Genomic DNA, 18,577 nt, shown 5'->3' on the forward strand with positions numbered 1-18,577 from the left:
GCGGTGAATCCGCACCGTTATCATCAGTGAGTCCTAATCCCGGCGCGATGGGAGTCCTCGAAAACAAAACTCGGGCGCGCCTGTTTTACAAGTACCTCTCGAAGGTGTACGACCAGGTGAACCCGTTCATCTGGAACGAGGAGATGCGCGACGAGACGCTCGAACTGCTCGGCATCCAACAGGGCGACCGCGTCCTCGACGTTGGGTGTGGAACTGGCTTCGGGACCGAAGGCCTACTCCGCTACACGGACGACGTTCACGGACTCGACCAGAGCATCCACCAGATGCAAAAGGCGTGGAAGAAGTTCGGCAAGAACGACCAAGTTCGGTTCTACCGCGGGGACGCCGAGCGATTGCCGTTCGCCGACAACTCGTTCGACGTTATCTGGTCGTCCGGGTCCATCGAATACTGGCCGAACCCGGTTACTGCGCTCGAAGAGTTCCGCCGCGTCGTCAAGCCCGGCAATAAGGTTCTCGTCGTCGGTCCCGACGACCCGAAGAGCAGCCTCTTCCAGAAGCTCGCCGACGCAATCATGCTCTTCTACGACGAGGAGGAGGCCGACCGGATGTTCGAAGCGGCCGGGTTCGTCGACATCGAACACCACATCCTCCAGCGACAACCCGGCAGCCCACGTGCTATCGTCACCATCGCGCGCGCTCCCGAAGAATAAGGGTCGCTGTCTCAACTCACAGGGTCGCTGTCTCAACTCACCGTACTGTTGCTCGAACCACCGCGACAGGCGTTTCTTCTTCGTAAACCCGAACGACGACCCGAGCGCCGGGCGTCGGTGTGGGCGCGTTCGTTCCCGCGAGTTCGAACTGCGCCGTCTCGCCGACGGTCCACGTCCCGTCAGCAGCCGTATTGAACGGCCCGCTGGGTCCCGGTCGAAAGCCCGCCGCCGAGAAGAACGGGACGGGTGGCTGATGTCGCAGCTCTTCGCCATCTATCGAAACTCGGAGCTGGATATTCGAGACGTGCAGCGGTGCGCCCGCTTCGTGCGTCAGTGTAAACACGTTCCCCGTCACCGACAGCGAGAGCATCGTTGGGTGGTCGGGAGACGGTGTCGACTCCGCCACGTCGAACGCGGCGGCACCGACCACGCCCGCAACGATGACGACGATACCGACCAGAAGGACGCCACCAATCAGGACGGTCGACCCACGAGTGTCGGACGAGAGCTGCCGAAGCATCGAGGCGGGATGGTCCCGTCACCGGATAAGAAGGTTCGGGTGAAACGAAACGACAGACGTGAAGAGAGCGCTCTCCGTCGGTCGCGATAGCGGAATTATCCGTCAAACTGCGGTGTGGCCGTCCCACTGGGGGTGACATCACTGGCTGGCGTCGTGGTCGTCTCGTTCGTCTTCGTCGTGTTGGTCAAGAGGTGCGGTACCGGCGTCGGGGAGACGGTGAGAACGACCGCTGCGTTACCCTTGATGACCGTGATGGTGAACCGGCTTCCGGGCGAGACAGTCCAAATCGTCCCATCAGCTCCGGTTCGACCGAGGAGCGAGCTCTCGCGACTGGCTTCCAACCCGATGGTCACGTTCGCATCGACAGGGTCGCCCGTCTCGGTCTCGGTCAACTGGATTCGAAGCGGGCCACCGGGGTACGTGCGGTTGACAGACAGGTTGAGTCCGTCCTTGACCTCAGTCGCCATCGTACCGTTGGAGATTGTGTCGAGGGGGCGAATCTGTGCCTCCTTGAACACCTTGGCGCTCCCACTGTCGACGTAAGCGAACAACTGTCCACGGTCGTGGTTGACCCGAACCAGATAGCTGTTTCCGGCCCCGACTACGTCGGCACCGTTTTGCGTCGCCCGACTGTCCCAGACGTAGGGGTAGTTCTCCGCGACTTTGTCCAGCGCCTCGGTCGGCGTGACACCGCTTTCGTCGCGGTTACGCAGGTCGCTCCGGTAGGCCTCCCGGATGTACGTGTCGTCCGTGATAACACTGAGAACGAGGCCGTCTTCGCTCGTACGTACGAAGAACCTCGTCGGGGTTTCGGCCCCCGTGAGAACGGAAACCGCCTGTTCGCGGACGGGACCAGTGAACGTATCTAGTTCTCGTTCCAGCGCGGCGAGTCGACCGGGGTCAACTGAGAAGTCGGGCGTCTGCGCCGAAATTTCGCGAAGCTCGATGCGGCGCTCGTTGAGTTCGCGTGCCTCGGCGTCGATACGGGCGAGTTCGACGAGTAATTCTCGCGCAGAGATACCGCCCGAGTTGTACGCCTCGATGGCGTTACGCTGCGCGCTCTGGAGCGCGATGGCCCGCTGTTCGATTTGGTTTATCTCGCCGAGAATTAACTGTTGGCGAACGCCGTCGTCGCTAGCCGACCTGATGCGTTCGATAGACGAGAGCGTCTGGATTTGAGTTCCCGCCCGGAGTCCGGCGAAGTCGAGCGACGGGCCGAGGTCGACGTGTTGTAAATCAACCGTCGAACGCACCACCGACGACGCCGGAATGTCGAGGACACGAATCGTCCCGTTCGACGATGTCTGGACCTGTGCGGCCGTATCGCCGAGCGCGTCCGCCGGGGGCGAACCTGCCTGTGGGCCGACCGCGCCGAGGACTGGTGAAGCCACCAGTACGAAAGCGAGGACGAGCGGGAGGACCTTCATCGCCGTGAGGGTACACGACGGCGGTACTAAAATGACCCTCTTACGGCCCGCATTCTGCGGTCCGGTCGGCGCGGTTACAGTATCCGGTCGATGGAAAGCGTTTTCATCGCCGGACGAAACGGTTTTACATATATGCGGAGCGCCGCCGTTATCGTCGTCCTCCTCGCTCTCGTCGCCGGAGTCTCGACACCGTTTGCGGCGGCCGAGCCTCTCGGTCCCGCACAACACGATGCCGGTACAGCGGCGGCCCTCGGAAGCGGACCAGTCCTCGCACAGCAGTCGACTGTCGAACGGACGCCGCTGACCGAAATTATCGTCGAACTACGCGACGACCGGGCCGCCGAGTGGCGTATCGAGATGCGGTATACGCTCGAAACGGAGAACGATACAGCGGCGTTCGAACAGTTCGCGAGCGACTTCGAAAGCGGAACGGCGAACGTCGGCTTCGACGAACCGCTTTTCGAACGGATCAGCACGAAGGCGTCGGCGGAGACGGGGCGACAGATGTCGATAGAGAACACGACGCGGCGTGGCTTCGTCGAGAACGAGACGGGCGTGCTGGTACTGTCGTTCACGTGGACGAACTTCCTCGAACAGACCGACGACGGTCTCCGACTTGGTGACGCTTTTTCGACCGGTGATGACCAACTGTGGCTCACATCGGTTCGGGCGAACCAGAACCTCACCATCCAGACGCCGCCCGGATACGCGGTCAACAGCACGAATATCCCGCTCGAGAACAACTCCGTCGTCATCGAAGGCCCACGGACCTTCGAATCGACCGAAGAGTTGCGCGTAAGCTACCGTCCGACGGGCGCAACGGGACCGGCCCCGCTGCGGTGGGACTTCATCATTGGCGGCCTCGTCGCTGTCGCGCTCATCGGCATCACAGTGGTCGCGTTCAGCCGGAGACGACCGACTGGAACCAACGGTGGGAACGACGTGTCGGTCAATTCGACGCCCAGCAGTCCGGAGACTGCCGCACCGACCCACGAACCATCTCCGGTCCCCGAACAGCCTGCCGACGACGTTGAAGACGAAGGCGAGACCGAAGACGAGGTCGACCTCGACCTTCTGTCCGACGAAGAGCGCGTGGAGCTGCTTCTCGAACGCAACGGCGGCCGGATGAAGCAGGCGAACATCGTCAAAGAGACGGGCTGGTCCGACGCGAAAGTCTCACAACTCCTGTCGGCGATGGCCGACAACGACCGCGTCGAGAAGCTCAGACTCGGGCGCGAGAACCTCATTTCGCTTCCTGACGAGGACGAGCACGAAGAGTAATCAGCGGACGGCGGCGGTCCCGGGCGCGGGGCGAAAACGTTTACTCGCCCCCTTCAATAGTGAACGTTGATGAAAGTTCTCGTAACCGTCAAGGAGGTCGCAGAGGTCGAAGAGGACTTCGAACTCGACGGTCTTCGCATCGCGGAACAGTACCTCGACTACGATCTCAACGAGTGGGACGAGTACGCGGTCGAAGAGGCGGTCCAAATCGCCGAGGAGAACGACGATATCGAAGTCGTCAGCGTGACCATCGGCCCGGAGCGGTCCGAAGAGACCATCCGGATGGCGCTCGCGAAGGGTGTCGACCGCGCGATTCGCGTGTGGGACGACGCGCTCGAAGACGTGGACCTGCTCGACGTGGGTGCGAAGACGCGCCTGCTCTCGGCCGTCGTCGAGGAAGAAGAACCGGACCTCGTTCTCTCGGGTGTGCAGGCGAACGACGACAGTTTCGGCGCGACGGGCGTCTCGCTGGCGTCCGCCATCGACTTCGAGTGGGCCGCGGTCGTCAACGACCTCGACCTCGACATCGACGGCGCTGTCGCACACGTCCGCCGCGAACTCGAAGGTGGCGTCGAGGAGCTGACGGACGTCGACCTTCCGGCAGTCCTCAGCATCCAGACCGGTATCAACGAACCCCGCTACGCCAGTCTGCGTGGGATTCGACAGGCTCAGTCGAAGGAGATCAAGCCCCTGTCGCTTGATGACCTCGGTCTCGACGCGTCTGCTGTCGACTCCAAACTCGTCCTGACCGACATGTACGAGCCCGAGACGGAGTCCGACGCCGTCTACTTCGAGGGTGACGCCGGGGAGCAAGCAGCCGAACTTGCGACCGTCCTTCGCGAGAAGGGGGTGGGTGCCCAATGAGCGACGTTCTCGCAATCACCGAGCACCGCCGCGGTGAACTCCGCGACGTGTCGTTCGAACTCGTCACCGCCGCCAGCGACCTCGCCTCGCAGTCGGGCGGCGACCTGCACCTCGCAGTCATCGGCGGCGATGTAGACGGCTTCGCCGAGGAGCTCTCGCTGGACGGCGTCGACGCCATCCACACCGTTTCCGAGGGCGACGAGTTCAACCACGACGTGTACGTGCAGGCCGTCACGGCGCTGTACGAGGAACTCGACCCGACGTACGTCCTGATGGGCAACACCGTCAACGGGCTGGACTACGCGCCCGCCGTCGCGGAGCAACTCGACATCCCGCTCGCCACCGACGCCATCGGGATGGAGAACGAAGGCAGCCTCACTGTCACCCGTGAGATGTACGCCTCGAAAGTCGAATCGACCGTCGAAGTCGACGCCGACAAAGCCGCCGTCACCATCCGCCCCGGCGAGTGGGACGCCGCGGAAGCAGCGGGCGAACCCGCCGTCGAGGCGTTCGACTTCGCACTCGATGAGTCTCGCGTGCGCTCGCGCGTGACTGGATTCGAAGAGGTCGGTGCCGGCGATGTCGACATCGCGGACGCGGACGTACTCGTCTCCGTCGGCCGCGGTATCGAGGACGAAGAGAACATCGAACTCGTACAGGAACTCGCCGACGCGCTCGATGCGACCCTGTCGTCTTCGCGCCCCATCGTCGACAACGGCTGGCTCCCGAAGGACCGGCAGGTTGGCCAGTCCGGGAAGGTCGTCACGCCGAAGGTGTACCTCGCAATCGGTATCTCCGGTGCTGTCCAGCACGTCGCTGGCATGAAAGGCGCTGAGAACATCATCGCCATCAACACCGACCCCGACGCGCCCATCTTCGACATCGCCGACTACGGTATCGTTGGCGACCTGTTCGACGTAGTGCCGGAACTCATCGAGCAGTTCGAGTAGACTCACTCTCTCACTTTTTGGTCCAGATTTTTGCGGCCGCGAACCCGTGAGCGGCCGGGAAATGGTGGTCGCACCTCAAATCACGTCGTTCTTTTTCGGTCAGAAACCGACCGCCCACGGGCGAGTCCGCACACAGTTTCCGGAAATCCGGTACGTACTTCCCTACCCAACCCTACGAACCGACAATGGAATACCTGGAGCGCCGGGTCACGATGGTAAACGACCGCCTCGAAGAGGTCGTCTCGGCGGTCGAGCCGTCGGAACTCGCCGACCAACTGGACCACGTCGCTCTGGCGGGGGGCAAGCGCGTTCGCCCCGCCGTCACCATCCTTGCGTGCGAGGCCATCGGTGGTGCCCCCGAAGATGCCGTCGACTTCGCCGTCGGCATCGAACTCGTCCACAACGCTTCGCTCGTCATCGACGACATCATCGACCGCTCCGATATCCGCCGCGGGACGCCGAGTGCGTGGGCCGAGTACGGATACGGGCCGGCTATCACCGCCTCGGACGGCCTGCTCGGGGAGGCCTTCGCCCTTCTCTCGTCGAGCGACCGGGCCATGCAAATCGTCGCCGAGTCGATGGTCGAACTGGGTGAAGGCGAGGCGACCGAAATCGTCGCCATCCCGTCGAACGAAGACGAGTACATGGAACTCGCTCGGCGGAAGACGGGCGCGCTCTTCCGCGCTGCCGCCGAGTTAGGTGCTGTGGCCGCCCGCGCCGACGCACACGTCGTAGAGGCCTTCGGCGACTATGCAGAGCAAGTCGGCGTCGCCTTCCAGATTCGAGACGACGTACTCGACGCGACGGCCGACGCGGAAGAACTGGGCAAACCGACCGGACAGGACGCCGAGATGGGTCGCCCCTCACTGGTTCAGGTGACGAACCTGACGCCCGAAGAGGCGAACCGACGAGCGCGAAATCGGGCGGACGCCGCGCTCCAAGCCCTCAAATCGTCCGGTGTCGGTGACTCGGAGTCGCTCGACTATCTCCGCGACCTGGCCGAGTTCGTCGTCGTCCGCGAACGGTAGTCGCAGTTTCTCTCGTCTCTTAAGCTGGTTGTTCGCCCTCGGGGGCCGTCGGATAGCGGGATTCGGCCACTGCGAAGGTAAGCGTACTCAGCACACCGAGGAGCGTGCCGACCGTGAGCGCGACTGCGAGACCGGGGAGGTCGAACGTCTGGACGCCGGGGACGCCCACCGGGAGGAAGAACCCGGAGAGCGCGTACAGGACGAGCGCGATGGCGCTCACGTAGAACGGCGCGTTGAGGTAGCGCCACTTGAATCGCTCGTGGAGGTACTCGTCTGTCACCTGCCCGAGACTGCTCGTGATTCCGGCGGCGGCGAACCACTCGACTGCACCGTGGACGAGCGCCGCGAGAATCAATCCGGGTGCGGGGTCGCCGCCGACGGCCTCCGTGGTGGACTGAAGCAGTTCGATACCGCGGACGCCGCCGACGACGAGAAGCGCAGCGGCAGCGACGTAGGTGATGATGGTCACGCGTCCGGCGTAGAGTACGTTGCGGGCGCGGTTGGCCGCGTCGTCGACGGCGGACTCCAGCCCAAGGCCGCGGAACAGCGTGTACAGGCCGAGGAGGGCGGAGATGAGACCGAGGACGACGGCACCCGGAACGTCGAAGAAACTCGCGATGGTGACGAAGGGATAGATGAGAAGCAGGATGCCGAGGGGGACGAGGATGGTCCCGCGGGTCTCCGGGTCGGCAAGCACCTGCTTCATCGTGTAGTACATCGATTCGAGGTTCTGTGCCTGCCTGACGACGACCCGGCGAACCCCGTCGATGGGGACGCGAGAGCGAATGACCGGCAGGACAGACTCGTCCTGTGCGCCGTCGGTGATGACGATGGCGTGAACCGACTCGCCGGTCGAGAGACTTGCGAGGACGGTGTCTATCTCCTCGCCGATGGCGCGGTTGGCCTTCACGTCGCTGCCTTCGAGTCCGGTGACGGCAGCGACTTCGACCTCCTCGTCTTCCTCGTCGAGGAGTTGGTCGTGGACGCGAATCCCCTGAAAGAGGACGTTCACGTCCGAGTCCTCGGGGTCGGCGGTGGCAAGGGCGACCGCCGCGTCCTCGACGTTCTGTCGGCCGACGACGGGCGTATCGAGTCCCGTCTTGCGGCCGAGGTCGTCGTCGAGGTCGACACAGAGGACCAAGAGCATTGGTGGCACCTATGCCGTGGGGATATATCTGTTTTCGGGGACTGTCTGACGACGGCGGACTTGTTAGTCGTCGGCGGTGACGCTTGTCGCCTCGACGCGGCGGTCGAGGAAGTCCGCGAGCAGTTCGAACGTCCGAATCTTCTGGTCGATGTCCGAGGAGGCGTGTCCTTCCTCGCCGAGTTCCTCGTACTCGTAGTCGACGCCCTCCTCGTAGCCGTGTCCGTCGAGTGCGTCACGGAACAGGCGGGCCTGCGAGACGGGGACGCGACGGTCGTTGACGCCGTGGAGCATGAACATCGGCGCATCGACGTTCTCGACGTGCGTTATCGGCGAGCGCTCAGTGTACAGGTCGGGGTTCTCGTCGGGGGTACCGAGGTTGACCTCCATGAGTTCGGTTCGGAAGTGCGGCATCGTGGTCTCGTACATCTCGTGGAGGTCAGTCAGGCCAATCCACGCGATGCTCGCGGCGTACAGGTCGGGATACTGCACCGCCTGCCAGTACGCCGAGTACCCGCCGTAGGAGCCACCGAAGACAACGACGCGGTCCTCGTCTATCCAGTCGTAGGTGTCGAGGACGTGTTCGACTGCCGTGGCGACATCGCCCTGCTCTGCGCCGCCCCAGTCATCGTACAGTTCCTCGACGAACTCGCGTCCGCGACCGGTCGAACCGCGGTAGTTGACCTGCAAGACGGAAAAGCCACACTGGACCAGAAACTGTGTGTAGAGGTCGAATGACTTGCTGTCGCGCCACCGCGGGCCGCCGTGCGGATTCACGATGAGCGGCGACGGACGCTCATCGGAGTCGTAGAAGAGCGCCCCAATTTCCAGTTCGTCGTAGGGGTCGTGTTCGACGGCCTTCGCGGGCGTCTCCGGCACACCGTCCGACTTGAATCGGAAGTACTCGGCGTCCGCGAAGTCGTCGGTGGAGAAGTCGCCGTGGTCGGCCTCCAAGAGCGTCTCGTGGTCGTCGGTTGTGATGTCGTAGGCCAGCAGTTCCGTTCGACGCGTCGGTGTCGTGTGGGAGACCAACACGCGATTGCCGGAGAGACGACGCTCGCTCGACTGACCGAAGGAAGCGACACCCTCCGGGAGGTCCAGTTCGCGGGACGACCCGGATTCGATGTCGTAGACCACCGGGACCGTCGCGGCGCGGCGCGTTCGGGTCGCTAGAATTTGCTGCCCGTCGTCGAGGAACGAGACGGGAGTCTCTACGTGGTCGCCATCACCGACCCACGTCACCTCGTCGGTCGTGAGGTCGTAGACACCGCAGCGATTCAGGTCAGGCGTGTTGTCCGAGACGAGTAGTCGGTCGCCTTCTGGGCCCCAATCGACGGGCAGGGACTCAGCGCCCGTCTCGCCGGTGTCGAGGTTCCGCGGGTTCGACCCGTCGATGTCGGCGACGTATACGTCGAAGTTGGTGTCGTCGTCGGATTCGTTCGTCCCGTACGCGATGCGGTTGCAGTCGGGAGAGAGAATCGCACCCCACACCGCTCGGTCGTAGTCGGTGAGTTTCGTCGTCTCGTCGGTCGAGAGGTCGTGTCGATAGAGGTTCATCTGCCCGTCGCGCGAGGACCCGAAGAGAAGCGTCTCGCCGTCTGACCCCACGTCGGAGAGCGTCGCCTGTCCATCCATCTCGATGACCGGTTCGACACCTCCCTCGCGGTCGATGGCATAGATATCGTTCTGCTCGTCGCCGTCGTCGTCGAGGTGGAAGAACACGCGGTTACCGTTTGCGCCCCACGCGACGGGCCAGCGAGCGTTCCGCGGGACTTCGCCGTCGCTCCACTGTTCGAGGTCACCGGTCTCGGCGTCGAGGACGTGGAGTTCGTTTCGACCCGTCCCGTCGTAGTAGAGGGCGATTTCGTCGCCGTCGGGGGAGGCTGTGGGGTGGGCGACCGTCGGCAGACTCGCCAACCGTTCGAGGACGGATTTATCGGTATTTTCTGACATATGGTTCACAAATTCGGGGTGTCCCTTAATCTCATCCATCTATGGCGAACGTGGGCACACCACTCGAACCGCGTTTCGCACGGTTTTTGCCCGTGGGACGAATATCGTGTGTTCAACGAATGATCTCGAAGGGCTGCGAGCAGTGCGCCATGGGAGGAAAGATGGTGCTGTTCGTCTACGGGTACTGCGACCAGCGTGATTGTTTCTACTGCCCGCTCGGCGAGAATCGAAAGAACGTCACGGACGTATACGCCAACGAGCGGAAAGTCGAGTCTGATTCGGACGTTATCGAGGAGGCAAAGCGCATGGACGCGCTCGGCTCTTCTATCACGGGCGGCGAACCGCAGGAAGCACTCGACAAGACCTGTCACTACATCTCGCTTCTGAAAGACGAGTTCGGCGAGGACCACCACACCCACCTCTACACGGGCATCACCGGCGGCCGGGAGAACATGCGCCGCCTCGCGGAGGCTGGACTCGACGAGATTCGCTTCCACCCGCCGCTCGAACTCTGGGGCGATATGCACGGCACTGAGTGGGAGGATATCCTCTACATCGCTCGCGAGGAGGGCCTCACGCCCGCGTTCGAGATTCCGGGCATCCGCGCCGAACAGGAGTTCCTCGACTTCCTCGACGAGGGCGCAGCGGAGTTCTGCAACGTCAACGAGTTCGAGATGTCCGACGGGAACTACCGCCGGATGCAACAGGAGGGCTACGAACTCCAAGAGGGCCACATGTCTGCTGTCGACGGCTCGAAGCAGGCTATCCTCGACGAGATGGGCGACCACGAGCGCGTCTACTTCTGTACCTCCGTGTTCAAAGACGCCGCCCAGCACAGAAACCGCCTCAAACGGATGGCACAGAACCTCCGCCGTCCCTTCGACGAAGTGACCGAAGACGGCACCCTCGTCTACGGCAAGACCTACACCCCGGCCGAGCGGTTCGCCGAACTCGGCGTTCCCGAGGAGTTCTACACGGTCAAGACGAACCACGTCGAAGTCGCGTGGTGGCTCCTCGAAGAGATGATAGAAGACGGCGACGTCGACGAGGGCGAAATCGTCGAGCAGTACCCGACGTTCGATGGGACTGTGGTCGAGCGCACGCCGTTAGCCTGAATTTTCACCCCGGATTTTACCGCTCCCGCGTAATCGCGGCGAACAGACTCGGCGCGAGCACGAGCGCCGCGGCCGTCGCCGTCGTGGGGGCAAGCGGAAGTTGCATCGCGAGGCCGAACCACGCGACTGCGACGCCAGCGAGTACCCCGCCAACGATACCGAGACGGCGCTGGCGGTGAGTCGGTCGAAAGCCGCGAGCGTCGGCGTAGAGCGCACCGGAGAGTCCAACGACCAGACCGACGATGGCACTGAGAGTGCCGAGAAGTGGTGCGAAGGCGAGAAACACCGCGCCCACGGCGGCAGTCACCACGAGCGTCTGAACCGGCGACAAGGGGTTGACATCGGCACCGAACCGCGTGGCGTAGGCGGCGGGCGGGAGCGTGACGACGAGACTGGCGGCGAGTCCCGAGAGGACGTCGTTGGGACGTTCGACGGCGGCGGCGAGGAGGGTCACGACCCCGAGGACGGTACCGAACGCAAGGACGGGACGGGGTGGGAGTGCCTCGCTCGGGTCTTCGGAGCGGACGACGCCGAAAACGGCGAAGGGGTAACAGACGACCACGCCGGTGAGAATCGGGCGGAACAGTTCGCCGGTGAGGACGGCACCGGAGACGGCCGCCGAAAGGCCGAGAAACACACCGACAAGGAGGGCGAACTCGGGGACGCGTTCTGTCATGTCGCGGGGTTGGTGCGAACGGCAGAAAGGGTTTTGGGGCCGAGATACGGTCGAAAAACGGGTTTGAGGGGGTGACGAGCTACCCGCAAGGGTTTAGGGTGCCCCAAGTGTACCTCCGCACATGTCGGACTGTCCACTGGCGGACGAATGCCCCAGTTTCTCGGAGCGAATCAACGGGATGGGGTGTCAATACTACGGCGACCGCGGCGGCGCGGAGTGGTGTGACCACTACGAGCGGCCCATCTACGAACTGAAGCAGCAACCGGTCAAGCCCGGAGAGGAAGTCATCGTCACCGTCGAGGACATCCACGAGAGCGGTGCTGGCGTCGGTCGAACCGAAGACGGCTTCATCGTCTTCGTCGATGGCCTGCTCCCCGATGCACGGGCTGTGGTCCGAATCGACCAAGTGAAGGGAAGTCACGCCCGCGCGAAGAAAGTCATCGAGCGCCTCCCGATGGACCCCGAAGAAGCCGAGGAGACGGTTGACACGGGTGAAGACGAGGATTCGGACGAGACGCGAAGCATGCCGAAGCGACCGGAAGCACTCGGAAGTCGGGACAACTTCTGGGGCGAGTAACCCCACTCTGGCAGCGACTTCCAGTGGACAGACAGCCTGCTGTATCTTTTTGACCCCTCCGTCCGACCCCGACGTATGAGCGACGGACGCGACGACGAGACGGTCCCGGATGTCGACGAATTGCTCGACCGGGCGGGCTTCGACCCCGAAACGAGCGTCCTTACTCGCCGACAGGCCGAGGTGCTCGCACTCCGCGAGCAGGGTGTTCGACAATCGACTATCGCCGAGTTCCTCGGCACGTCGCGGGCGAACGTCTCCAGCATCGAAGCGAGCGCCCGCAGCAACGTCGAGAAGGCACGCGAGACGGTGACATTCGTAGACGCCCTCACCGCGCCGGTTCGTATCGAAGTCACGGCCGGAAGCGACCTCTACGACGTGCCGAAACGCGTCTACGACGCCTGCGACGACGCGGGCGTGAAGGTGAACCACACTGCGCCGGACCTGATGAAAATCGTCTCAGACGCTGCGGGCGACGCCGTAGAGGGTCGAGAGGTCAAAGAGACGCTCTTCATCGGCGTCACAAGCGACGGTCGCGTCCGGGTTAGAAAGCACGCCGAGACGGTCTAACTGGCGCGTTCCCACACCATCTCTGCTGCAACACCTACGTTTTTCCGGGGACCGCTCGTCCCCACGTCCATGCATCTCGGAATCGACGGAGATACTGTTATCGTGACGGCGAGTTCCGCCGGTCTCGGGCGGGCGAGCGCCGAGGCACTGGTTGACGAAGGTGCGAACGTAGTTATCTGCGGCCGAGACGCAGACCGCCTCGACGCGACCGAACGCGAGTTGAGCGACCTCGATGGGTCTGTCGTCGGCGTCGAGACGGACATCACGAACAGGGAAGACATCGACGCGCTCGTCGAGGCGGCCGTCGAAACGTTCGGCGGCGTCGACCACGTCGTCACCTCGGCGGGCGGTGTCCCACCGGGTGGGTTCGCCGATACGACCGAAGAAGAGTGGTACGGCGCGTTCGACATGCTCGTCATGAGCGCCGTCTGGACGGTCAAAGCGGCCCGTCCACATCTCGAAGCGAGCGACGCCGGGACCATCACCTGCATCACCTCTACGACGGTCAAGGAAGTCTCCGACGACCTCATCCTCTCGAACGCGGTTCGGCGCGGCGTCATCGGCCTCGTGAAGTCGCTCTCGCGGGAACTCGCCCCGAGCGTTCGAGTGAATGCTGTCCTCCCGGCCGCACACGAGACGAGTCGCATCGAAGAGTTAGTGGAGGCCGGTGTCGAGCGCGGCGACCACGACACCTACGAAGCGGGCCTGCAATCGTGGGCCGACGATATCCCGCTCGGGAGAATCGGCGACCCGCGCGAACTCGGCGACGTGGTTGCGTTCCTCGCCAGTAATCGGGCGAGTTTCGTCACGGGTGCGTGTGTGCCCGTCGACGGTGGGCGGCTTGCGAGCGACTAACGGGCAGTTAGGTGTCACTAACGGGCAGTTCCGAAAGCCTACGCGCGCTCTGTCTCGCGGGCCCGGTCTTCGACATCCTCCATCGACTCCGTCTCCAGTAGTCGTTCGAGTTTGCGCTCGAACTGCTCGTCGGTGAGTTCGCCTCGCGCGTATCGGTCGCGGAGCGTGTCAAGCGCGTCTTGTGACGTCGAATCCGGCTGGTCGTCACTCTCCGCAGCGCTCGTCTGCTCGTCCGTCCAGGCGGATTCGTCGTCGGCGTCCGAAGACGAGTCGCCGTCAGTGAGCAAGTCCACGAGGGGGAGAACGGCGATATATCCGAACAAGAGCGCCGGAAGCCACCAGTCGTAGCCCAAAAAGAGCGCAGAGAGCCACGTACCGGTGACGAGAATCGCCGTGATATCTGTCGCCTTGTGCAGAATGCTCCTGCCCATTGAGCGAGCCATATAAACTGACAACCGAGCAGCAATAGTAAAGCTATCCGATACGAACGCCCCGAGCGCGCTCTGGGCTCGTTAGAACTGGTCTCTGTCCTTCAGTTGTGAGACGACTTCCCGAACCCGCTGTGCCTGTGCTTTCGGTACGACGAGGACTCGGTCGTCCCACGCGACCACCGCGAGGTCGGAGACGCCAACCAGCGAGACGTTCGCTCCGTCGGTGGCGACGACGTTGTCTGCGGCATCGACGACTATCGGGTCGTCACCGAGTGCGACGTTCCCCGCGTCGTCGGCGTCGAGGACGCGGGCGAGTGCATCCCACGCGCCCACGTCGTCCCACTCGAAGTCGACGGGCACGACCGACGCGTCGGCGGCGCGCTCCATCACCGCGTAGTCGATGCTAAGCGGGTCGACAGAGTCGAATCCGGCTTCGACCGTTCCGGCATCGAGGGCTTCGACGAGGGATTCGAGCGGCGAGTCGCGGGCGGCCGCGAGGAGAGCGTCGGGCGTCCACGCGAACATCCCAGCGTTCCAGAGGTAGCCCTGTTCGACGTACCGTTCGGCGGTGTCCGCGTCCGGTTTCTCGTGGAACGTCGCGAGGTCGGCGTAGTCGCCGTGGGACGCGCCGGGTTCGATGTATCCGTAACCGGTGTCGGGACGGGTAGGTTCGACGCCGAAGGCGACGAGTGAGTCGGTCTCGGCCGCGACGCGAGCGCCGCGAGCCATCGCCTCGGAGAAGCCGTCGCCGACGTGGTGGTCGCTCGGGAGGACGACCACGACGGGGTTGGTGTACAGTTCTGCGATTCGGTGGGTCGCGTAGACGAGGGCCGGACCAGTGTCCTTCGCGGCGGGTTCGACGACAACCTCCGCGTCGGGTGCGTGGTCGGCGATGTCGTCGGCGAACTCCGTGCGGGTAGAGACGACGACGTGGTCGGCGAAGTCGGCCCGGGAGACGGTCGCTGAGAGCAGAGACTGGTCACCCCCGAGCGGGAGGAACTGCTTGGGGCGGTCGCTTCGACTGGCGGGATAGAGTCGCGTTCCGGTACCACCGGCGAGGACGAGTGCAACGAGCGGGCGGTCCATATCGGCAGGTCGAGACGCAGGGTGAAAATCCTACCACGTCTCGACGATGCCTTCGCGGACATCTTCGACACACCCCTGACAGTCGGGGTGGTCGGGGTCGAAGCAGGCGGGGCGGCCCTCAGCGTCGATGGCGACGGCGCGCCGCTCGACGTGGCGGCGGCAGACGATTTTCGCGCGCCCCTCGCCGTCTTTGGGAAGCGAGTCGACGGCGTCAGACGACGAGCGGCCGTCCCGGTAGGCGCGTTTGACCTCCTCGTAGCGCTTGCCTGCGGTCCGGGCGGCGCTTCGGATGATGCTTTCGAGGCGGTCGTCCATGGAACAGGGTGCGTGCCCCGGCCGTATCAATTCCTCGCTCGTCGGTGCCCGGAGCCGACACTCGCGGACGACGAGGGTGTCGCGCTCACGGGATTGGGGTTTCACTTTCACTCCGCCTCAGACATTTTTATATGAATACGCATCCAAGCTGCGTATGCCTCCCAATGGAAACCAAGGTGGAGGCGAGGTAGACCATGACTGATCTGCGAACCCATGCAGCAGAGATAGCTGAACAGTTTTCGGACCATCTAGACGTGTCCGTCGACGATGTCGAAGAGCGACTCGAGAGTCTCGTTAACGAGTACCGCGTTCCCGTCGACGAGGCACGGCGGAGTGTCGTCAACAGTTACCTCGACGAGGCCGACATCGACCGCGACGAACTCGGCGGCGGTGCCGGTGGCAACGAGGAGACGTTGCTCAACGACATCGACGAGGACGAACAGTGGGTCGACGTGCGCGCGAAGGTCGTCGAACTCTGGGAGCCCCGGAGCGAGGCCATCGCACAGGTCGGCTTGCTCGGCGACGAATCCGGGCGGATGAAGTTCGTCTCCTTCACCACGTCGGAACTCCCCGAACTCGAAGCAGGCAAATCGTACGCTCTCGGCAACGTCGTCACCGACGAGTACCAGGGCAACTTCTCCGTGAAGCTCAACCGGACGACGAGCATCACGGAACTCGACGAAGAGATCGAAGTCGGCGACGACTCGACGAGCGTCGAGGGGGCGCTTGTGGACATCCAGTCCGGCAGCGGTCTCATCAAGCGCTGTCCCGAGGAGGACTGTACGCGCGTCCTCCAGAACGGTCGGTGTTCCGAACACGGCAACGTCGAAGGCGAGTTCGACCTCCGTATCAAGGCCGTCATCGACGACGGCAACGAGGTCCACGAGGTCATCTTCAACCGCGAGATGACCGAGGAACTGACGGGCATCGAGCTGGATGCGGCGAAGCAGATGGCCATGGACGCCCTCGACACCACCATCGTCGAAGAGGAGATGCGCGGCGACCTCGTCGGCGTCTACTACCGGGTCACGGGGCCGACCCTCGGCCGATACGTTCTCGCGAACGAAGTCGAACGGCTCTCTGACCCCGCGGACGTCGAAGAACTGCTCATCAAAGCGAGGTCGATGTAAATGAGTTCTAACGAGATTCCAACCCGAGAAGTTGCCCGGCGCGTCTTCGCACAGGAGTTCAACGACGCCGGTTACACGTTCAAAGAGTCCGACGACGAGCGCGCGCCCGTCTATCTCCTCCTCCCGACGGGCGAAAGTGCCAATCGCATCTTCCTCGTCGGCACCCTCACCGAGAAAGACGACGTGGGCGAGGACAACGAGTACTGGCGTGGTCGCATCGTCGACCCGACGGGGACGTTCTTCGTCTACGCCGGGCAGTACCAGCCCGAGGCCGCAAGCGCGCTCCGCGACCTCGAACCACCGGCCTACGTCGCCGTCGTCGGTAAGCCGCGGACCTACGAGACGGACGATGGCTCTATCAACGTCTCCGTCCGACCGGAGTCCATCACCGAAGTCGACGCCGCGACGCGCGACCGCTGGGTCTCCGAGACGGCAGCGCGAACGCTCGACCGAATCGAGGCGTTCGACGACGAGGGCAACGAGTACGCCCTGATGTCGCGTGAGAACTACGACCTGCCCGTCGACGAGTACAAGCAGGCCTCGATTGCCGCGCTGGAAAGCCTCGAAGGGTCCGACGAACTGGACTAGCGCCCACGCGACTCCCGCATTATTTTCGACTGGAACCGGCGTACACCCCCTCGTCTGACGAAATATTAAGTGGCCAGACGACGGACCGACGAATATCATGGGCAACAAAAACAAGACCATCTCGTTTCGCGTCAACGAAGACGCGTTCGAGACCCTTCGGGAGATAGCTGAAGAGCGGGACATCTCCCTGTCTGCCGTTTTCCGCGACTACGTGGACACGCTAGTTGCCCACGACGGTCAGGTGGAAGCCGTCCCCACGCACGAACTCGACCGCCTCCGCGAAGGCGACGACGATGACACACACGAGTCGTTCCCCCCGACCGTCGAAGTACCGAAGAGTTTCATCCGCGAACACGAGCGCCTCGAACTGGAGGCCGAACACCTCCGCGAGCAGCTCGAAGAGCACAAAGGCTACGTAAACCATCTTCGGGAGCAACTGGAACGTGACCACGGCGACGTAGAGGAGGTTATCCAACTCGAAGACCTCGACACGTCGGGCGACGAACCGCCGTTCAAACTCGGGTAACGAACGCGTTCGGACGGACAGCTACCTAGCGCGGGCCGACGAGGTCTTTCTTCGCGCGCCGCGCTTCGTCGAGCATTTCCCTGTCTCCTTCCACGTCGGCGAGCGCTTCGACTGATTCGAGCGTCCGGACCGAGTTGTCGAGGAACGACAGCACGTCGCCGGGGTAGGCGTAGACCATGTACTCGTCGCTCATCACGTCCACGATGGCGTCGGGGCCAAGGCCCTGCGCCCGAAGTTCGAGGAGGTAATTGATGAACTTGCGTTCTGGGTAGCCGGTGTAGATGTCGTCCGAGTTCTCGCAGTCGAGGAAGTCCTGTGCGAAATCCAAGAGCCGGTCACGGGTCGCGTCGTCGACTTTCGAGAGGCCCTCGCCCGAGTAGAGGACTTCGAGGGTTGCACCGCTGAAGACGCGCTTCGGGATGTTCGTATCCAGTTGCGAGACGATTTGGCGGTGGTTCTTGAGGTAGATTTTGTCCGTGATAGCCACGCGTAGACGTTCCTTTGGTGGTGACGAGCAAAAGATTCCCGGTGGAGAGTGTGCGGGTCTGAGACGCACTGCCCCCGAGTCGTAACGTATTTTAATCGTAGCGAATTACAGATGGATGCAGCGTGTCCGGGTTGGGGTAGTGGACTATCCTTCAGCCTTGTGGAGGCTGAGACGCGGGTTCAATTCTCGCACCTGGACCTTTTCTACAAATTTCGTTCGGTGAGCGCCGCGTAGCGTGTGCGAACCCACACCGAAATTTGGTGTGAAGTCTGACGGAGAAAATTGAACCAGCGAGCAACTTGTTGCGAGCGAGGTTCACGCGAGCGAAGCGAGCGTGAGTACGTGAGGCGAAGCCTCACGGCGTTCAATTCTCGCACCTGAACCGT

The 18,577-nt window shown here is 63.2% G+C and carries 21 protein-coding genes and 1 tRNA gene; 13 read left to right on the top strand and 9 right to left on the bottom strand.

Translation table 11 applies throughout. The features are described 5' to 3' along the window. Nucleotides 1–47: 47 nt before the first annotated feature. Entirely contained in the window at nt 48–671 is a 624-nt protein-coding gene (locus tag ACH9L7_RS11630) for a methyltransferase domain-containing protein (RefSeq protein WP_396610866.1), read from the top strand. Between the two features lie 37 nt (nt 672–708). Here ACH9L7_RS11630 and ACH9L7_RS11635 read toward each other — a convergent pair whose 3' ends face one another. Together ACH9L7_RS11635 and ACH9L7_RS11640 are read right to left on the bottom strand one after the other, a co-directional pair. Further along, nucleotides 709–1,191 carry a type IV pilin gene (locus tag ACH9L7_RS11635; RefSeq protein ID WP_396610867.1) on the bottom strand — a complete coding sequence of 161 codons (483 nt, stop codon included), beginning with the start codon at nt 1,189–1,191 and terminating at the stop codon, nt 709–711. 95 nt (nt 1,192–1,286) lie between these two features. After that, complete coding sequence (locus ACH9L7_RS11640) at nt 1,287–2,618, bottom strand: hypothetical protein (RefSeq protein ID WP_396610868.1); 1,332 nt, start codon at nt 2,616–2,618, stop codon at nt 1,287–1,289. A gap of 132 nt (nt 2,619–2,750) precedes the next feature. On the opposite strand from ACH9L7_RS11640, the gene ACH9L7_RS11645 reads away from it, so the two are divergent. The 4 genes from ACH9L7_RS11645 to ACH9L7_RS11660 all read left to right on the top strand — a co-directional run bounded on the left by ACH9L7_RS11645 (nt 2,751) and on the right by ACH9L7_RS11660 (nt 6,741). Further along, a complete protein-coding gene (locus ACH9L7_RS11645) occupies nt 2,751–3,899 on the top strand; it encodes a helix-turn-helix transcriptional regulator (protein ID WP_396610869.1) in 1,149 nt (382 codons plus the stop codon). 69 nt (nt 3,900–3,968) lie between these two features. Next, a complete protein-coding gene (locus tag ACH9L7_RS11650; protein WP_396610870.1) occupies nt 3,969–4,763 on the top strand; it encodes an electron transfer flavoprotein subunit beta/FixA family protein in 795 nt (264 codons plus the stop codon). After that, nucleotides 4,760–5,713 carry an electron transfer flavoprotein subunit alpha/FixB family protein gene (locus tag ACH9L7_RS11655; protein ID WP_396610871.1) on the top strand — a complete coding sequence of 318 codons (954 nt, stop codon included), beginning with the start codon at nt 4,760–4,762 and terminating at the stop codon, nt 5,711–5,713. The genes ACH9L7_RS11650 and ACH9L7_RS11655 overlap by 4 nt, the downstream gene beginning before the upstream one ends. Nucleotides 5,714–5,898: 185 nt before the next feature. Then, nucleotides 5,899–6,741, top strand: coding sequence for a polyprenyl synthetase family protein (locus ACH9L7_RS11660; RefSeq protein ID WP_396610872.1), 843 nt, complete (start codon nt 5,899–5,901; stop codon nt 6,739–6,741). 19 nt (nt 6,742–6,760) lie between these two features. Here the strand turns inward: ACH9L7_RS11660 and ACH9L7_RS11665 are convergent, their stop codons facing one another. Next, nucleotides 6,761–7,888: a DUF373 family protein gene (locus tag ACH9L7_RS11665; protein WP_396610873.1), complete on the bottom strand. Its 1,128-nt coding sequence runs from the start codon at nt 7,886–7,888 to the stop codon at nt 6,761–6,763. Nucleotides 7,889–7,951: 63 nt separating this feature from the next. Beyond that, the gene (locus ACH9L7_RS11670; protein ID WP_396610874.1) at nt 7,952–9,838 is read right to left on the bottom strand and encodes a S9 family peptidase; all 1,887 of its coding nucleotides are present in this window, start codon (nt 9,836–9,838) and stop codon (nt 7,952–7,954) included. Nucleotides 9,839–9,957: 119 nt separating this feature from the next. Here ACH9L7_RS11670 and ACH9L7_RS11675 point away from each other — a divergent pair, with 119 nt between their 5' ends. Then, on the top strand, nt 9,958–10,953 hold the full coding sequence (locus ACH9L7_RS11675; protein WP_396610875.1) for a radical SAM protein: 996 nt from the start codon (nt 9,958–9,960) through the stop codon (nt 10,951–10,953). Nucleotides 10,954–10,969: 16 nt separating this feature from the next. Here ACH9L7_RS11675 and ACH9L7_RS11680 read toward each other — a convergent pair whose 3' ends face one another. Then, nucleotides 10,970–11,629, bottom strand: coding sequence for a hypothetical protein (locus tag ACH9L7_RS11680; protein ID WP_396610876.1), 660 nt, complete (start codon nt 11,627–11,629; stop codon nt 10,970–10,972). Nucleotides 11,630–11,750: 121 nt separating this feature from the next. On the opposite strand from ACH9L7_RS11680, the gene ACH9L7_RS11685 reads away from it, so the two are divergent. The 3 genes from ACH9L7_RS11685 (at nt 11,751) to ACH9L7_RS11695 (ending at nt 13,628) form a co-directional block, all read left to right on the top strand. Next, nucleotides 11,751–12,206: a TRAM domain-containing protein gene (locus ACH9L7_RS11685; RefSeq protein ID WP_396610877.1), complete on the top strand. Its 456-nt coding sequence runs from the start codon at nt 11,751–11,753 to the stop codon at nt 12,204–12,206. Between the two features lie 75 nt (nt 12,207–12,281). After that, nucleotides 12,282–12,773, top strand: coding sequence for a Tfx family DNA-binding protein (locus ACH9L7_RS11690; RefSeq protein WP_396610878.1), 492 nt, complete (start codon nt 12,282–12,284; stop codon nt 12,771–12,773). Nucleotides 12,774–12,842: 69 nt separating this feature from the next. Continuing rightward, nucleotides 12,843–13,628: an SDR family oxidoreductase gene (locus ACH9L7_RS11695; RefSeq protein WP_396610879.1), complete on the top strand. Its 786-nt coding sequence runs from the start codon at nt 12,843–12,845 to the stop codon at nt 13,626–13,628. Nucleotides 13,629–13,666: 38 nt separating this feature from the next. Here the strand turns inward: ACH9L7_RS11695 and ACH9L7_RS11700 are convergent, their stop codons facing one another. From ACH9L7_RS11700 to ACH9L7_RS11710, 3 genes are all read right to left on the bottom strand, one after another. After that, complete coding sequence (locus ACH9L7_RS11700; RefSeq protein ID WP_396610880.1) at nt 13,667–14,071, bottom strand: SHOCT domain-containing protein; 405 nt, start codon at nt 14,069–14,071, stop codon at nt 13,667–13,669. 69 nt (nt 14,072–14,140) lie between these two features. Then, nucleotides 14,141–15,145 (bottom strand): mannose-1-phosphate guanylyltransferase, encoded by a 1,005-nt coding sequence (locus ACH9L7_RS11705; RefSeq protein WP_396610881.1) that lies wholly within the window; start codon nt 15,143–15,145, stop codon nt 14,141–14,143. 30 nt (nt 15,146–15,175) lie between these two features. After that, a complete protein-coding gene (locus tag ACH9L7_RS11710) occupies nt 15,176–15,460 on the bottom strand; it encodes a hypothetical protein (RefSeq protein ID WP_396613268.1) in 285 nt (94 codons plus the stop codon). A gap of 194 nt (nt 15,461–15,654) precedes the next feature. Here ACH9L7_RS11710 and ACH9L7_RS11715 point away from each other — a divergent pair, with 194 nt between their 5' ends. The 3 genes from ACH9L7_RS11715 to ACH9L7_RS11725 all read left to right on the top strand — a co-directional run bounded on the left by ACH9L7_RS11715 (nt 15,655) and on the right by ACH9L7_RS11725 (nt 17,704). Then, nucleotides 15,655–16,590, top strand: a complete 936-nt coding sequence (locus ACH9L7_RS11715; RefSeq protein WP_396610882.1) for a replication factor A — start codon at nt 15,655–15,657, stop codon at nt 16,588–16,590. After that, nucleotides 16,591–17,178, top strand: a complete 588-nt coding sequence (locus ACH9L7_RS11720; RefSeq protein ID WP_396610883.1) for an RPA family protein — start codon at nt 16,591–16,593, stop codon at nt 17,176–17,178. 97 nt (nt 17,179–17,275) lie between these two features. Continuing rightward, nucleotides 17,276–17,704: a ribbon-helix-helix protein, CopG family gene (locus ACH9L7_RS11725; RefSeq protein ID WP_396610884.1), complete on the top strand. Its 429-nt coding sequence runs from the start codon at nt 17,276–17,278 to the stop codon at nt 17,702–17,704. Between the two features lie 25 nt (nt 17,705–17,729). On the opposite strand, the gene ACH9L7_RS11730 is transcribed toward ACH9L7_RS11725, so the two are convergent. After that, complete coding sequence (locus ACH9L7_RS11730) at nt 17,730–18,191, bottom strand: DUF5814 domain-containing protein (protein ID WP_396610885.1); 462 nt, start codon at nt 18,189–18,191, stop codon at nt 17,730–17,732. 125 nt (nt 18,192–18,316) lie between these two features. Between ACH9L7_RS11730 and ACH9L7_RS11735 the strand changes: the two genes are divergently transcribed. After that, a tRNA-His gene (locus ACH9L7_RS11735) sits at nt 18,317–18,389 on the top strand. Nucleotides 18,390–18,577 lie beyond the last annotated feature (188 nt).

Source organism: Haloferax sp. S1W (assembly GCF_044593955.1).
Lineage (GTDB): Archaea > Halobacteriota > Halobacteria > Halobacteriales > Haloferacaceae > Haloferax.

Bases quoted from the DNA above. Each gene is read 5' to 3' on its own strand.
- ACH9L7_RS11725 (WP_396610884.1), top strand. From the start codon at position 17,276: ATGGGCAACAAAAACAAGACCATCTCGTTTCGCGTCAACGAAGACGCG.
- ACH9L7_RS11675 (WP_396610875.1), top strand. From the start codon at position 9,958: ATGATCTCGAAGGGCTGCGAGCAGTGCGCCATGGGAGGAAAGATGGTG.
- ACH9L7_RS11630 (WP_396610866.1), top strand. From the start codon at position 48: ATGGGAGTCCTCGAAAACAAAACTCGGGCGCGCCTGTTTTACAAGTAC.
- ACH9L7_RS11660 (WP_396610872.1), top strand. From the start codon at position 5,899: ATGGAATACCTGGAGCGCCGGGTCACGATGGTAAACGACCGCCTCGAA.
- ACH9L7_RS11710 (WP_396613268.1), bottom strand. From the start codon at position 15,460: ATGGACGACCGCCTCGAAAGCATCATCCGAAGCGCCGCCCGGACCGCA.
- ACH9L7_RS11680 (WP_396610876.1), bottom strand. From the start codon at position 11,629: ATGACAGAACGCGTCCCCGAGTTCGCCCTCCTTGTCGGTGTGTTTCTC.
- ACH9L7_RS11700 (WP_396610880.1), bottom strand. From the start codon at position 14,071: ATGGCTCGCTCAATGGGCAGGAGCATTCTGCACAAGGCGACAGATATC.
- ACH9L7_RS11665 (WP_396610873.1), bottom strand. From the start codon at position 7,888: ATGCTCTTGGTCCTCTGTGTCGACCTCGACGACGACCTCGGCCGCAAG.
- ACH9L7_RS11685 (WP_396610877.1), top strand. From the start codon at position 11,751: ATGTCGGACTGTCCACTGGCGGACGAATGCCCCAGTTTCTCGGAGCGA.
- ACH9L7_RS11695 (WP_396610879.1), top strand. From the start codon at position 12,843: ATGCATCTCGGAATCGACGGAGATACTGTTATCGTGACGGCGAGTTCC.
- ACH9L7_RS11650 (WP_396610870.1), top strand. From the start codon at position 3,969: ATGAAAGTTCTCGTAACCGTCAAGGAGGTCGCAGAGGTCGAAGAGGAC.
- ACH9L7_RS11655 (WP_396610871.1), top strand. From the start codon at position 4,760: ATGAGCGACGTTCTCGCAATCACCGAGCACCGCCGCGGTGAACTCCGC.
- ACH9L7_RS11705 (WP_396610881.1), bottom strand. From the start codon at position 15,145: ATGGACCGCCCGCTCGTTGCACTCGTCCTCGCCGGTGGTACCGGAACG.
- ACH9L7_RS11635 (WP_396610867.1), bottom strand. From the start codon at position 1,191: ATGCTTCGGCAGCTCTCGTCCGACACTCGTGGGTCGACCGTCCTGATT.
- ACH9L7_RS11720 (WP_396610883.1), top strand. From the start codon at position 16,591: ATGAGTTCTAACGAGATTCCAACCCGAGAAGTTGCCCGGCGCGTCTTC.
- ACH9L7_RS11670 (WP_396610874.1), bottom strand. From the start codon at position 9,838: ATGTCAGAAAATACCGATAAATCCGTCCTCGAACGGTTGGCGAGTCTG.
- ACH9L7_RS11640 (WP_396610868.1), bottom strand. From the start codon at position 2,618: ATGAAGGTCCTCCCGCTCGTCCTCGCTTTCGTACTGGTGGCTTCACCA.
- ACH9L7_RS11715 (WP_396610882.1), top strand. From the start codon at position 15,655: ATGACTGATCTGCGAACCCATGCAGCAGAGATAGCTGAACAGTTTTCG.
- ACH9L7_RS11690 (WP_396610878.1), top strand. From the start codon at position 12,282: ATGAGCGACGGACGCGACGACGAGACGGTCCCGGATGTCGACGAATTG.
- ACH9L7_RS11645 (WP_396610869.1), top strand. From the start codon at position 2,751: ATGCGGAGCGCCGCCGTTATCGTCGTCCTCCTCGCTCTCGTCGCCGGA.